Annotated in this window: 13 protein-coding genes; 5 read left to right on the top strand and 8 right to left on the bottom strand. The window is 42.9% G+C overall.

Features of this window, described 5'->3' with window-relative positions:
- The first annotated feature begins 154 nt into the window (after window positions 1–154).
- Window positions 155–2,758 (top strand): TonB-dependent receptor domain-containing protein, encoded by a 2,604-nt coding sequence (locus OPS28_RS14990; RefSeq protein ID WP_269468716.1) that lies wholly within the window; start codon window positions 155–157, stop codon window positions 2,756–2,758.
- Window positions 2,759–2,766: 8 nt separating this feature from the next.
- On the opposite strand, the gene OPS28_RS14985 is transcribed toward OPS28_RS14990, so the two are convergent.
- A complete protein-coding gene (locus OPS28_RS14985; protein ID WP_265610273.1) occupies window positions 2,767–2,961 on the bottom strand; it encodes a (2Fe-2S)-binding protein in 195 nt (64 codons plus the stop codon).
- Between the two features lie 756 nt (window positions 2,962–3,717).
- On the opposite strand from OPS28_RS14985, the gene OPS28_RS14980 reads away from it, so the two are divergent.
- Entirely contained in the window at window positions 3,718–3,864 is a 147-nt protein-coding gene (locus OPS28_RS14980) for a hypothetical protein (protein WP_265610272.1), read from the top strand.
- Window positions 3,865–3,881: 17 nt separating this feature from the next.
- Here OPS28_RS14980 and OPS28_RS14975 read toward each other — a convergent pair whose 3' ends face one another.
- Window positions 3,882–4,493 carry a PEP-CTERM sorting domain-containing protein gene (locus OPS28_RS14975; protein WP_265610271.1) on the bottom strand — a complete coding sequence of 204 codons (612 nt, stop codon included), beginning with the start codon at window positions 4,491–4,493 and terminating at the stop codon, window positions 3,882–3,884.
- Window positions 4,494–5,090: 597 nt separating this feature from the next.
- On the opposite strand from OPS28_RS14975, the gene OPS28_RS14970 reads away from it, so the two are divergent.
- Window positions 5,091–5,696 (top strand): peroxiredoxin, encoded by a 606-nt coding sequence (locus OPS28_RS14970; RefSeq protein WP_265610270.1) that lies wholly within the window; start codon window positions 5,091–5,093, stop codon window positions 5,694–5,696.
- Window positions 5,697–6,043: 347 nt separating this feature from the next.
- Here the strand turns inward: OPS28_RS14970 and rnt are convergent, their stop codons facing one another.
- Window positions 6,044–6,694, bottom strand: coding sequence for a ribonuclease T (rnt, locus tag OPS28_RS14965; protein WP_265610318.1), 651 nt, complete (start codon window positions 6,692–6,694; stop codon window positions 6,044–6,046).
- 214 nt (window positions 6,695–6,908) lie between these two features.
- Here rnt and OPS28_RS14960 point away from each other — a divergent pair, with 214 nt between their 5' ends.
- Complete coding sequence (locus tag OPS28_RS14960; protein WP_265610269.1) at window positions 6,909–7,745, top strand: flagellar protein MotY; 837 nt, start codon at window positions 6,909–6,911, stop codon at window positions 7,743–7,745.
- A 47-nt stretch (window positions 7,746–7,792) separates the two neighbouring features.
- Here the strand turns inward: OPS28_RS14960 and glpQ are convergent, their stop codons facing one another.
- A complete protein-coding gene (gene glpQ, locus OPS28_RS14955) occupies window positions 7,793–8,767 on the bottom strand; it encodes a glycerophosphodiester phosphodiesterase (protein WP_265610268.1) in 975 nt (324 codons plus the stop codon).
- Between the two features lie 100 nt (window positions 8,768–8,867).
- Window positions 8,868–9,785, bottom strand: a complete 918-nt coding sequence (locus OPS28_RS14950; protein ID WP_265610267.1) for a LysR family transcriptional regulator — start codon at window positions 9,783–9,785, stop codon at window positions 8,868–8,870.
- Between the two features lie 112 nt (window positions 9,786–9,897).
- On the opposite strand from OPS28_RS14950, the gene OPS28_RS14945 reads away from it, so the two are divergent.
- Window positions 9,898–10,884: a zinc-dependent alcohol dehydrogenase family protein gene (locus tag OPS28_RS14945; protein ID WP_265610266.1), complete on the top strand. Its 987-nt coding sequence runs from the start codon at window positions 9,898–9,900 to the stop codon at window positions 10,882–10,884.
- A gap of 305 nt (window positions 10,885–11,189) precedes the next feature.
- Here the strand turns inward: OPS28_RS14945 and gloA are convergent, their stop codons facing one another.
- The 3 genes from gloA to OPS28_RS14930 form a co-directional block, all read right to left on the bottom strand.
- Window positions 11,190–11,717: a lactoylglutathione lyase gene (gene gloA, locus OPS28_RS14940; RefSeq protein WP_265610265.1), complete on the bottom strand. Its 528-nt coding sequence runs from the start codon at window positions 11,715–11,717 to the stop codon at window positions 11,190–11,192.
- Between the two features lie 75 nt (window positions 11,718–11,792).
- A complete protein-coding gene (locus OPS28_RS14935; RefSeq protein WP_265610264.1) occupies window positions 11,793–12,374 on the bottom strand; it encodes a DUF4136 domain-containing protein in 582 nt (193 codons plus the stop codon).
- 143 nt (window positions 12,375–12,517) lie between these two features.
- Entirely contained in the window at window positions 12,518–13,819 is a 1,302-nt protein-coding gene (locus OPS28_RS14930; protein ID WP_265610263.1) for an amidohydrolase family protein, read from the bottom strand.
- Between the last annotated feature and the right edge of the window lie 453 nt (window positions 13,820–14,272).

Genomic DNA, 14,272 nt, shown 5'->3' with positions numbered 1-14,272 from the left:
ATTCGCCCGCCAGGCCGATACTACATTGTTATTTCCATTTGAGCTGGCTGAGAAAGTCGATACAAACGCATTGAATGGCGAGTTTACCTTGCAAGAAGGGTTGCAGCGATTATTAGAAGGCACGGCTTTGGCCGTATCGATTGATAAATCGGGTATGCTCAGTGTCACGACGAACCCTTCACGACGTGCAGATGACCTTGACGAACCGAATGAGAGTGAAAATCCCGACGAAGGTGCATACGGACTAGAACGGATAGCGGTAGTGGGAACGCGAAATGCCCCAAGATCTGTAACTGATTCATCGGTACCGCTTGATATTGTCAGTGAAAACGGATTTGCAGCCCAAGAGAGCGGGGACGTACTAAATATGCTTAGTGTGGTAGTCCCCTCGCTGAATGTTAATGACCAACCCATTAACGATGCCACCAGTTTAGTTCGTCCCGCCAATCTTCGAGGTATGGCATCTGATCATACATTGTTGCTCATTAATGGAAAGCGCCGCCACCGTTCTGCAGTCATTACCTTCCTTGGCGGTGGTTTATCTGACGGTGCACAGGGGCCAGATATATCGGTGCTACCTGGTGCGGCCATGAAACAAGTTGAGGTATTGCGAGATGGAGCCGCGGCTCAGTACGGCTCAGACGCTATCGCAGGAGTAATCAACTTTGTATTGAAAGATGAAGCGCAAGGCGGTTCGTTTAAGATAAAGGCAGGAGAATACTATGAGGGGGATGGGCAATCGGTTCAACTACAGGCTAATAAAGGATTTAAAATAGATGACCGTAGTTTTATCAATCTCACCGCAGAGTATCGAGAACAACAGGCAACATCGCGCAGCGTGCAACGGGCCGATGCCCAGTCGTTGTTCGAAAGTGGTAATAAGTTCGTGCCTAATCCTGCGCAAACGTGGGGGGCCTTGGACGTTGAATACGATTTTAAATCCGCATTCAACGCCCAATTTTCGTTAAATAACACAACTAATGCGTACATTTTCGGCAATACTGCCTTGCGAAAAATTCAGGGTGGTTTTTATTATCGACATCCACAAAAACGCGAAGGGGTCTTCGTTGATACCACAATCACCCAATCGCCCACCTTGCTCATAGCCGACTTGGATGGTGTGAATGAAGGTATTCAGTGCCCCCAAATAAGTTTGTCGGACGGCAATCTGCTAGAACAAGCCGATTATCAATCGATTGCTGATAACGACACAAAACTGGGACAAAATTGCTTTGCTTTCAATGAATGGTTTCCCGGGGGCTTCACACCTCAATTCGGTGGCACAATAAAAGATGCCTCCACCTTTTTTGGCGTCAAAGGAACACTCCAAAACTGGCAATGGGACGCGAGTGTTGGGGTAGGTTACTCAGGTATTGACTATAGAATCGAAAATTCCGTCAACCCTTCATTCGGGCCAGATTCGCCCACGGCTTTCCGGCCTGGTGGCGTTAGCCAGATTGAACGTACAGTTAATCTTGATATTAGTAGGTCAATTGAAACTGAATTGGCAGAAACCGTTAATGTGGCATTTGGGTTAGAATGGCGATCCGAATCCTATCACCAACACGCTGGCGATGAAGCATCATGGCAAGCGGGGCCTTTCGCGTTTAATCCGTCGTCGGGCATTAGTCAAGGTTTCAGTATTGGTTCAAATGGGTTTCCAGGTTATCAACCCGTTTCTTCAGGACATTGGACCCGACATAACTGGGCCATGTATACCGACACCGAACTTTTTATAACGGACGTATGGGAGCTCGGTATCGCCTCTCGGATTGAGAATTTCTCTGATTTTGGCAGCACCTTTGATGGCAAAATTAGTAGCCGTTTGGAAATAAACGATTTCTTCGCCATTCGGGGGTCAGCAAGTACAGGATTTAAAGCGCCTACCGTGGGGCAAAGTAACGTTATCAATGTCACCACGGCGTATTCTGCAAACGGACTTGAAGACCAAGCTACACTTCCACCAACCAATGCTATATCGTTACAGGCGGGGGCAACGCCATTAACCCCGGAAGAGTCGGTTAACACCAGTATAGGCTTGGTGGCCATGTATGATGAACAGCTATACGTTACGCTGGATTACTTTAATATTCGGCTTCACGATAGAATAAGTACAACGTCAGCGATTACACTGACGCAAGCAGATATAGATACCTTATTTATTCAGGGCTACCCAGAAGCTGAACGCTACCAGAGCGTGAAATTTTTTACTAACGACTTCGATACCAACACGCAGGGTGTCGACTTAGTGCTTCATTATGAATTTAATTTTGATGAAATTAATAATCAAATGATTTTAGCCTACAACTGGACAGACACAAAAGTTGAGCGTGTTAACCGCTATCCCCATCGCCTCAAGTCTGACCGAATAGTTTATAAGCCCAACTTAACAGATGCCCGCATACGCATGTTAGAAGATAACTTACCAGCGCATAGAGCGAATATTACTCTTTTACAGTCAGTTGAAAACTGGGCAGTGACGTGGCGCGTAAATTATTACGGTAGTTTTTATGAAGATCACCTCGATGCGTCGGCCGGAATGGATATTTTTCTTAGCCCTATAATCACGCTCGATGCTGAGTTAGGCTGGCAGATAAATGACCATCTTCACGCGGCTTTGGGAGCTAAAAATGTGTTGGATGGTCGTCCAGATGAAAATCCTTTTCAGGGAGAAGTTGGTGCCTTGTATCCGCCTACATCACCGAACGGTATCAGCGGCGGTTTTTACTATCTACAACTATCGTATCTGTTTAATTAAGCGAACTATCAACACACTTCTTTAAATAGAGAGTCATCAATAATCGTTGAATCAATGACTTCCTGCGCCATTTGAATGCATTTCCCGCATTGACTACCTAATTCGAGATGTTGTCGTAATTCACGAAGATTCCCCACGCCCTCATTTTTAACCACTGAGGCGATGGACTTATCTGTGATGCCGTAGCACATACAAACGTACATTAAATGATTCCAGTTATTACCTGCAAATGATAATAATTGTTATTTTCGCAATTGACAAGTCTAAATTGGCTGATCTAATTATACGAAATTATAAGAAATATGGAGTACAAGAAGAAAGCCCTTGATTCACTTCATGTTTTATTAACCGGTGCTAGCGTGACATAACATTGGTCATCAATGTGGTGGTTTTCTATTAATGTTTATAGGCATCAGGTATGTGTTTTCTCGTGCCCGTATAGCCTTATTAGCTACTGCTTCTATTCTGAATTTTTTGCTGGTTCAACAAAGTAAAATGTATTGGTAAGTAACAGTGATGGTCATCAAAGAACGTTCTCGCAACGGGATAACTTGTTTGCGCAATGCATTTTAAGGAGTGACGATATCCAGCCTCATGCTACTGAGATGATCAAAAATATGTCGTGGCCATATTTGACCTGACAAATGTCCTGCAAAGCCTCGACCTAGCCAAACAGACAGCTATGAGCCTTGAGTTCAATTGGTTCGCCTGCTTGTGAGGGGACTGCTGACGACAAGGTATAGTCACTCGCATTCTATAAACGATAAATTAGTTTTTAGGATATGTACTTAGTTCATACGAGTCTTACACAACCACATTAGATGTTTACCGCTTTTTTTCGCTGTTCTGAGTGCGCTTAGTCTTAAACAAATACTCAGGGGGGGCATTTGTATTGACGCTATATTTTCTTCGAAAGACTGAGCTGACATATCCTACACTTTAACTGTTGGGAGAATATTATGTCACGAGTAGATGAGTTTAGCGTTCTTATTGGGTTAGATTGGGCTGCCGCAAAGCACGATGTCTGTATCCAGTCTGAGGACGGTTCGAGGGAGCTTGCTGGAGTCAGGCATAAAAAAGCCCCAGTTTACACCGAGGCTCTATAAACGTTTTGATTTTCCGATTAAGAAGATTTCTTTTTCCTAGAAAAGCCAATTCCTGCTAATCCAAGACCTAGCAAAGCAATAGAAGCTGGCTCTGGGACATCCGCCTCGGTAACAATTCTAAGTTCAGAAAAGTTTATAGCGTATCCCTCATTCTTTGAGTCTTGATAAACGATACTTATAGAGTCTATTGTTCCAGTTAAAAAAGAAGTATCAACTGCGAAAGAATGTAAGATTGATTCACTACCTCCAATCCCACTTCCGCTGCCACCGAATGAACCTATCAAATTGCTGTTAAAAAATAATTCCCATGGGCCTCTATCGTCTCCCATGCCTGCTGTTTGGAGATGAAGAAAAGCGCTTAACGCGGTTTCTCCCCCCAGAGAATATGAATGCGTGTAACTAATTGGGGATGGTCCTGTAGATTGCTCATATAACCAAACATCAGTAAAAAAGGGATCAGATACGTCTTGGTTATTGAAGCCAGAGCCAATACTGGTTCCGTCTACTGGAACCGCATCTGCTACTTGGCCGCCGAAGCCATCTTTATCGCCGACCAAATCAATAATTAAGCCAGCATTTGCAACGCCACAAGTTAGTGATAGCGCAACGCCAAAAACAAATTTTCTCATTTTCTACATCTCTATAATTGTAAGAATTCCCACGGAAAAGTTGATAAAGCAATAAAGGCGCCAAAACTATAACGCACTGTTTATTTTGAATTTTATCTTTTTTACTCGCTTTCTCTCATAAAAGCTGTAAAAAATACTGACACGCAGCTGAATGATCAAGTGTAAGCTTATTTTTACAGTTGATTGGTGTCGCTCGCTTCATTGCCTAACGCTCAATTTAAAGTGCTAATAAATAGTTGGTAAAAATAGCGAATGAAGTGAAGCGAGCCAACCGTTTTTAGTCCCGCTTTAATTGCTTGTATGGCACGCCGGAATGAAGTGACCTTTTAACCAAACCCATTAACAACGATTTACTTTTAAAGACATTAGAAGCCAATACTGAACGAAATATTGAGCAAACGGAAAGCTAAATAACAATTAATGGTTGTTATTTTAAAAACAGCACCAATAATGAATGCGTAACCTTTCGGGGTCTTTAAAAGTTAAAAGATTCGCATACGAAACTGATAATGTAGACGGTTCTCAGGCCGTTATTAAGCCAAACTCAGTTTCGTGAACAACTCTGAACAAATCATTTACAGTTAAATGGAGTGAATTATGAGCGTACTAGTAGGGCGTCCAGCCCCTGACTTTACTGCCGCAGCGGTATTAGGCAATGGTGAGATTGTTGATTCGTTTACGCTAAGCGAAGCAATCAAAGGTAAAAAAGCCGTTATTTTCTTTTACCCATTAGACTTCACTTTTGTTTGTCCATCTGAGCTTATTGCTTTTGACAAGCGTTATGAAGAATTCACTAAGCGTGGCTGCGAAGTAATCGGTGTGTCGATTGATTCTCAGTTCACTCACAATGCGTGGAGAAAAACACCCATCAATCAAGGTGGTATTGGTGAAGTTAAATACACTATGGTTGCAGACGTCAAGCACGAAGTTTGTCAGGCATACGATGTAGAACACCCAGAAGCTGGCGTTGCTTTCCGTGGTTCCTTCTTAATTGATGCCGAAGGTATGGTTCGTCACCAGGTGGTTAACGATCTTCCACTAGGTCGCAACATTGACGAAATGCTACGTATGGTAGATGCCCTTAACTTCCACGAAGAGCATGGCGAAGTATGTCCTGCGGGATGGCAGGAAGGTAAAGCGGGTATGAGTGCTAACCCAGAAGGTGTAGCGAAGTTTTTGTCTGAAGAAGCAGATAAGCTATAAGCTAAGTTTTATTGAAAAAGCCTGTATCTATGGATACAGGCTTTTTATCATTACCATCCCATCCATGAATACACCTTACATTAGTTTTTAATAATATAAGATCTGCGTTGAAAAAGAGAAGTATCGCTAACCAAAGCGTATTGATGATGTAATGAAAGGGCCGTTCAAATCAATGTGACCGAGAGTAAATGGTTTTTCCCACTGCACGCCCGGCTTTTCCTACTTTTAGAATACTTAGGTTAAACTTGATTTAGCCCTACTTCACTTTACCTGCTTTGGGCTGATAAAGCTGAAAAAAAACTGCCCCTTAGTGGGGGATATTAATGCGGTTTTGAGTTAACCCTGAATCATTTTTCCTCTTCATCCTCATTTTGTGGCAACGGCCAGCCCCCAAGTGCCTGATAACGGTTAATCATATAACAAAAAAGTTCTGCTGTTTTTTGAGCATCATATAACGCGCTGTGAGCTTCACTGGCATCAAAGCTGATATTGGCCGCGCGGCAGGCTTTAACCAACACTGTTTGCCCAAGCGTCAACCCTGCTAAAGATGTGGTATCGAAAGAAACGAAAGGGTGAAACGGCGTTCGCTTAATGGCACTGCGTTCTATAGCCGCATTAACAAAACCCTGATCAAAACTCGCATTGTGGGCAACAATAATAGAACGTTGGCAGTCTGCGGCTTTTTGTTGTTTGCGAACCCCTTTGCAAATACCTTTCATTGCTTCCGTTTCTGATACGGCTCCGCGTAACGGGTTAGTGGGATCTATCCCATTGAATTCCAGGGCCGCAGGCTCTATATTAGCGCCTTCGAATGGATCGACATGAAAGTGTATGGTCTCGTCGGGGCATAACAGACCTTTATCATCCATTTTTAACGTTACTGCGGCTATTTCTAAAAGAGCATCAGTACTGGCATTAAATCCAGCCGTCTCCACATCAATGACGACAGGAAAATATCCGCGAAATCGCTGGTTCAAGGGCGTGCGATTAACACTCATTTTAGTCATTTGCTCCTTTATAACGCAAAGTTGGTGTAATTTATGCTGGGCATATTGTGATAGTAAATTCAGTCGCGGATTATCGCAGTTCTACGCGCGAGTATCCAGCAAGCTTGATTTTATCTAAAGCTTTTGTGAATAAAGACGATATGATTAATAGAACAGAACGATGTACTAAAATTTTCTCATGATTCGATTTGCTTTTGCTTTAACTATGATAATAAGCAGTGCAGGCCATAGCGCCATGCGCCAATATGCAGCGGCAGTTGAAGACTCCAGTTGGTTAATGCTAACGTCTAGCCGCCTTGAATGTACGTTAAATCATACCGTTCCTGGTTACGGAGATGCGCTCTTCACTAGTATGGCATCTAAGCAACTTAACATGGAATTTGAAATGGACATGTATTTGTTGCCCAAAAAATTCGACGTGGCAGCAGTGTATTCTGTTCCTCCTAAGTGGATGCCGGGTCAGGCACCAAAGGTTATTTCTGATATGCAGCTGCGTAAACAGTATTCGGGCGATTTGCCTGAACAAGCCGCGTGGACCATGTTAAGCGAACTTGAAAAGGGCTACTGGCCCACAATTTATTACAAAGATTGGTATAACAAATTCGACAAAGTCGCTGTGTCGTTGAATGCCAGCAATTTCACTCCAGCTTATCGTCAGTTTGTACAGTGTGTTTCAAACTTGTTGCCTTATAGCTTCGAAGATATTGCTTATACCGTGCTAAGCTATGAGAAAAATAGCACCGATTTAACGAAATATTCTCAACGTCGGCTGAGTATGATTGGAGAATATCTCAAAGAAGACAGCAATCTTGAGTTGGTATTGCTAGATGGCTATTCGGATAGCTATGGCGGGCGCTGGACCAACGAGCAGCTCTCGATTCGACGTGCAAACGAAGTGCGAAACTACCTCACTGCTCTAGGAGTAGACGGGGAGCGAATCGAAATCACAGGTCATGGCGAGAAACATCACATTGCTCCCAACGATAATGCGTCTTCTCGCGCCTTGAATAGAAGAGTTGTGGTTCGCTTATCAAAAACCTAAGTTAAACGGATTAAAATAAAGGGCGATTTTGCGAGCATTTACCTATTTCATTTTGCCGTAGATTCCAATGCTGCTTTCACCAACGGGACATGGTCGGTAAATACGCCGTCGACCTGTAATTTTGAGAGTATAGTAGTCACTTGTTCTAATGACATTCCTGAAGGGAGTTGATCGGCCCGCAGCGTGTAGGGATGAATCAATAGCCCATTTCGCTTTGCCTGTATAATCCAGTCTTGGGGTTTTATATTGCCTTGGGATAACGCGTCTTTATCTAATAATTGATAGAAGGATGGACCCACCCCATCAGCTATTTCTGCGAGACTTTTTATGGATTGAGCAGAGCCAAGTATCGCTAAATTTTGCGCTCCAATAAGTTGCACAAGCTTCCCTTCAAAACCTAGTTCTTCGCGTATTCGCTTGATTTCATTAAAGTCAAAACACTGTAAAATAATAGCGCTAGCGTTGTTCAGATACCCAAAATCATTTAATACGCTAAGAGTGATGGCACTGATATCTTTACCCTGTTGACGGTGCCATGCTGGCGCTTTTATTTCCGGGTAAATACCTATAGAGCGTTGAGTTTGATGATTTAGCTGAGCGATGAGTTCAAGATGTTCCGCAAGCGTAGCAACAGTAAAGTGGGCATGTGAACCCTGATAACGATCAGGAAAAACTTGCTTACCGTGAGCATTTTTTCTTTCGTGAACGCTAAGCGATCTGATTTCCTTTAAGGTGAAATCAATAACATAGTATCGATTATCAGCTCGCGCCCGCTCAGGGAACTTTTGTGCCACATTGGTAACGTTATCTAAATAAATATCATGTAAAACGATAGGAATATCGTCCTTGGTTAGCACTACATCTTGTTCGATATAAGATGGATGTTGAGTATGGGCGAGGGTCGTGGCTTCAAGGGTGTGCTCGGGGAGGTATCCGGACGCACCTCGATGAGCGATTATATCAAATGCCAAACAGTTAAATGACATTAGCACCGCAATGAGAATTATATTTATTATTTTCACGCGCACTGGTTCTTTCTCCCTTAAATAGCGTATGTTAACAATAGTTAGTTAATCTTACACGGTACTAACGGCGGGATTATGACAATTGTGGTGGTGTATCTTAATTGACTGTGTGATTAGCAAGCGCACGATCCCAATAGGGTGTACCCTCAAAATATTTTGTGAAAAAATCAATAAAGCATCTGACCTTCGGAGCCAACTGTCGAGAGCTTGGATATACCGCCCAAATGGCTGTTTGCGATGCTAGCGAATAATCACTCAAAAGTTGCTGTAGTTGCCCACTTACAAGCTGCTGATAGCAACTCCAGGTGGAATTTATGGTTACGCCCAACCCTTGACTACATGCATCTCTAATTGCTTCACCGTTATCCGTTCGAAAGCTTCCGGATACTTTTATATTGAAAATATCGGACCCTTTAGAAAATACCCAGTTATCCAGATTAAGAAGCGTTATGCAATTATGCTTTTTTAAATCAATCGGTTTTTCAGGTGCACCGTTTAACGATATATAATCAGGAGATGCACACACAATTCGATTGTCATGGGTTAACTTTCTGGCAATTAAACTGCTGTCTTTCAGCTCAGCATTACGAATTGCCACATCAAAGCCGCCTTCAACTAAATCCACTATTGAGTCTGACAATTTTAAATCTACTTTTAGATTCGGATACTGCTGCATAAACTCCACTAATCCGGGTAACAGGTGCATACGGCCAAAAGAAGCTGGGGCAGCAACGCGTAGTGTACCTGTTGGGGAAGTATTCCCTGCTCCGATAGATGCCTTCGCCGCTTCAACACTTGCTAATACGTCTTCTGCGTGAAGTAAAAAAACCTGTCCCTCTTCGGTCAGGGAAACTTTTCGCGTGGTGCGATGGATAAGTCTTACGCCCAAATTTTCTTCTAATTTATTGATATGCGCGCTGGCAAGCGCAGGTGATAAACCCATTTCTGCACCTGCCTGGCTTATATTGTGCAGTGCAGCTATACGCAAAAAAAGTCGTAAATGTTCGATGTTCATTATAAAAAAAATATTGAAAGTAATTCATTATTTATAGCAATTATCAAAGATATATGCATCTTCTATACTCATTAGCTCACAACTATCGAACCATCAGACTGGAGAAAGTGAAATGAGAGCAATGGTAGTGAATGATTTTGGTGGCCCAGACGTCTTCGAACCTCAGAATATCGCAAAGCCTCGCGCCAAGGTGGGTCACGTGCTTGTCAACATCAAAGCAACAAGTGTGAATACGGTGGATACCATGATTCGGCAGATGGGAGCTGAATTACCAATTTCACCTTCTGCTCCAGCAGTTTTAGGGATGGACTTTGCAGGAGTTGTTGAAGAAGTGGGGGAAGGTGTCAACGGTTACCAGGTAGGAGACGAAGTCTATGGTTGTGCAGGTGGATTGGCCGATTTACCCGGAACGTTAGCCGAATACATTGTTGCTGATGCTAATCTAATTGGAAAGAAACCAACCAACCTTTCAATGGAAGAAGCAGCCGCCATACCCTTAGTCGGTATCACCGCTTACGAAGGATTGATGAGGGCAGGAATTTCACAGGGTAAGCGCGTCTTAGTACATGGAGGTTCCGGTGGGGTAGGGCATATAACCCTTCAACTAGCAAAACACTTTGGTGGAACAGTTTTTTCTACCGGCGGGGGTGAAAAGCAACTTGCCCTAATCGATAAGTTAGGCGCTACGGCCATCAACTATAAAACTGAAAAAGTAGAAGACTATGTGGCCAGGTACACTGGTGGAAAGGGGTTTGATATCGTATTCGATTCTGTAGGCGGTGAAAATATGACAAAATCTTTTGCAGCTGCAGCTTTAAACGGGCAGGTTGCATCAACGGTATCAATGGTGAAATTAGACCTCTCTACTGCGCATTTTAAAGGCTTGTCTTTACACGTTGTGTTTATGCTTATCCCCATGTTACATAACATTAAACGTAAAGAGCATGGTGAAATATTAAAGCACTTAACCAACATTATTGAAGCGGGCCACTTAACGCCAGTGTTGGATGACCGATCATTTACTTTAGAACAGGCTGGAGAAGCGCATGCGCGGTTATCCAGCGGAAAAGCGATGGGCAAGGTGGTCATTAGTGTTTAACATTGCTATTTAAGTGGAGCAGTTCGGCCGCGCCAAATCGAATTAAATTGGAAAGCACTAAAAACTAGAAAAGCCGCGTCCGCCAGTAAAAAAGTTGGATACTGCTATACAATGGTATTTTGATTGGCGATATTTCTCTTTCTCTGGACTGCTCACGCAAGGTCGCGAATCGGTGGACGTGTTTATTTATACATCAGTCAACACCAGTACATATCGATAGCATCAAATGGATAGCAGGCATCTTCACTTCCGTCTGACGCGTGGTACAGGACGGTCGTGAAGATTGCAACCTGAGTTGATAAAAATTACCCAGCGGCAATACGCTTAGCATCAAAAATTTCGATCCAGTAGCCATCTGGGTCTTTAATAAACGCCAGGTTATTCATTTTTCCATCGTTCAAACGTTTTTGAAATACGACACCTAACTCTTCAAACCGCTGACACGCACCTTCAAGATCTGGTACATGAAAGCCGATGTGCCCAAATCCCCGAGGCTCACTATTACCGTTATGATATTGCGTGTTCTGTGCCGTATCGTCCCAGTTATGGGTTAGTTCCAGCATGGCAGGTCGACCAAAAGTTTGGGTGGTGCGTACATCTTCATTTTCACTAATTTCCGAAAAGTCTTCGCCGGTCGTTAAAAAATAAAGACTAAATTTCATTTCGGGGAAATCGAGTTTTTTCAGTAATGTCATTCCCATTATACGGGTGTAAAAATCTAACGAGCGTACCGGATCAGCGATGCGTAACATAGTTTGGTTAAATACGAATCCGTTGGTGGCCGGGTCTTTCTTCTCGTACAACCCTTCTGCCTGTTCAAAATGACGAGTCATAAGTAAGCCTTTTTCAAATTTGCTGCAGGAAGATTCGGTGGGGATTAAAATGCGATTTACAACCCCATTTACTTACTATGGTTCCATAGCGTCCTCGCTTTTTGCAGGATAAGCTTCCAACAGTTCATGAACAAGGTTTGTCAGTTTATTTTGAATACTGACACTGTCTTTGTACTCTAGTTCTGCATTTCCCGCCGCACTGTAAATATAGGTGCCATCTTGCGCTATATCAATCTGAAGATTTTGATAAAGCGACACTTGTTCTCCTACAGGAACGCTGAAAACGCTTCCGAGTGATATAGCACTCGAACGACCAAAGACACCCGTACCTAACCCAAAGCTTATTGACTGGTCATTCTCCTTGGTGGCGGAGGTAGGAAAAAAGCCAACTATTATATCGGCCTCCTCTTGATTAGCAGCGGCTAATCCTTTACTTCTGAGAATAGTGTCAATTGTGGAGCTCACATGACGTTCAATAGTGGCGTTGCTGGAATTGAGCGGGGGCTGTATGTAATAGGTATTAATAGTAGTGAAGTCGTGCTCTTCCTGCATGTTAATGTGTGGTGTATTTGATGCACATCCAAAAGTAAGTCCACCTACCACCACAGTAGCTACAAACAAGCGGATGATAGGCAATAGAGACTTAAGTAAGCGCATAGACATATCCAATAATTTTACCAATTATATTTTTAACGGGAAAAGCCCATGGTTCGGATCGATTTATTGGCTTTGTTATTCGCAATCCGAAGAGGAGAGCATGGCTTTTATCGGGCGATTTACGTAGATAATTATCTATGTTTTCACCCATCAAAAACGATGCGACCATTTTGAATTACATAAACGATACGCTTAATATCATTTATACTTTCCCACGGTTTCCCTTCCGTAATGACTAAGTCACTCAAATACCCTTCCTTTATCCCTCCTAATTCTGCACGCTTCCCTAAAGCCTTAGATGGAAAGCTCGTTGCCGCGTTCAATGCATTTGTAGGGGAAAGCCCGGAAAGAACAAGAAGTTCCATCTCTTCATGAAGTGATTTTCCAAATTTCAGGTCATTCCCCTGCGTATCAGAGCCTGCTGCAACGGGTATCCCAAAATCACTCACGAGCTTTGTATTTAGCATATGCATTTTCATTTGAGGTGAATCTAATCTGCCATAGTGGACTCGCGCAATACGCAAAGTTGGCACATATGTAACCCCGTATTTCAACATCATTGTTAGCGTATCGTCGTCCAGATGCTGATCGCCTTTAACGCCATGCTCAATTGTATTCGCTCCAGCTCTTACTGCATCTCTCACTTCGTTAACTGAGCCGGTATGGACAGCTACCCACAAGCCATGCTTATGCGCTTCATTCGCTATCGCCTCCATAACATCATATTTTAATCGCGGGATTGGGTTTTTCTTAGAACCATTGTCGTAGACAATTTTAACACCGTCTATCTTTTGTCTAACAAGGGAAATAACGGCTTCACGAGCAACAGCAGGGTCGTCCACTTGTATACTTCCGTTCTCGATAAGCCATGTATTTCCTTTAAATATGGTTCCTGCCGGATGACCGCCAGGTGCTGTAAACACGGGGCCCGCGGTAAATAATCTTGGGCCGTCCAGCTCACTATTTTCCAACTTATCTCGTAGCGCGATAGATTCATTTGTTGGGTCGCCCACTGAGCGAGCAGAAGTGATACCAAATCGATGAAAGTTTTGCCTTACTTCAGGTCTGTTTTTCATATGATCTAATAACATTCTAGGGAAGCTATAATCAGCACTTTCATAAGAAGGAGCTGAAAAATGTATATGCAAATCGATCAGCCCGGGAAGTATGGCCTTGCCAGTGGCATCGATTAATAGTGAGTTTTGGGGAACCTCACAGTGACTTCCAATACATTGAATTCTTGCATCACGAATTACTATTAATTCATTTTTTTGCGGTTTATCCGTACCATCGAAGAAGTGTCCTCCCTTGATAGTTAAAATTTCGCTGGTTGACTTCGGAACGTATAGATTGGATTGGAGATAATAAAAGCCCAAGCCAGATATAACTACAATAAGACTTAATAAGATGACAAAGGCTGTCAGCATAAAACGTTTTTTATTCATACAGTTGGCGTAACTAACGCCCTCCCTTTGTGGTTAACCGTGTCAACCATCCTTCCATGTAATCAATCTGCATTATATGAATAAATAATTTTGTAAGTAAAGCCCGCATAGTCGAGTTAAAATTGTTGCTTTGTAGCGTTCAGCATTACCTCCACCGCCGAAACATTTAATACTAAAAACTAATACTTGGGGGCAATTCAGAAAGGTCGGAAGTTCAGTTTCGTCGGGCCTACCAGTCCTTTCCCCTACCTGCAAAAATCGCCACGCCGAAGATACCTGAGACGATTACTGTAAACAATGACTGAACAGAACTGTGAGTAGGAAGCTACGAGGACGGGTTAACTAGGGTGTTTAATCTAACTAGTGCTGGGATAATTAAGCAATGGAAAGGTTTTATTTTTTCTTATAGGATGCTACTTACCTGCGATGAGGCATTTGCTGTGATTTTTGAAG

Origin of the sequence: Alteromonas sp. ASW11-130 (assembly GCF_026183735.1) — a bacterium.
In the GTDB taxonomy this organism is placed as follows: Bacteria; Pseudomonadota; Gammaproteobacteria; order Enterobacterales; family Alteromonadaceae; genus Alteromonas.
The sequence above is the reverse complement of the archived record's forward strand: the minus strand, read 5'-3'. Positions and strand labels throughout refer to the sequence as shown.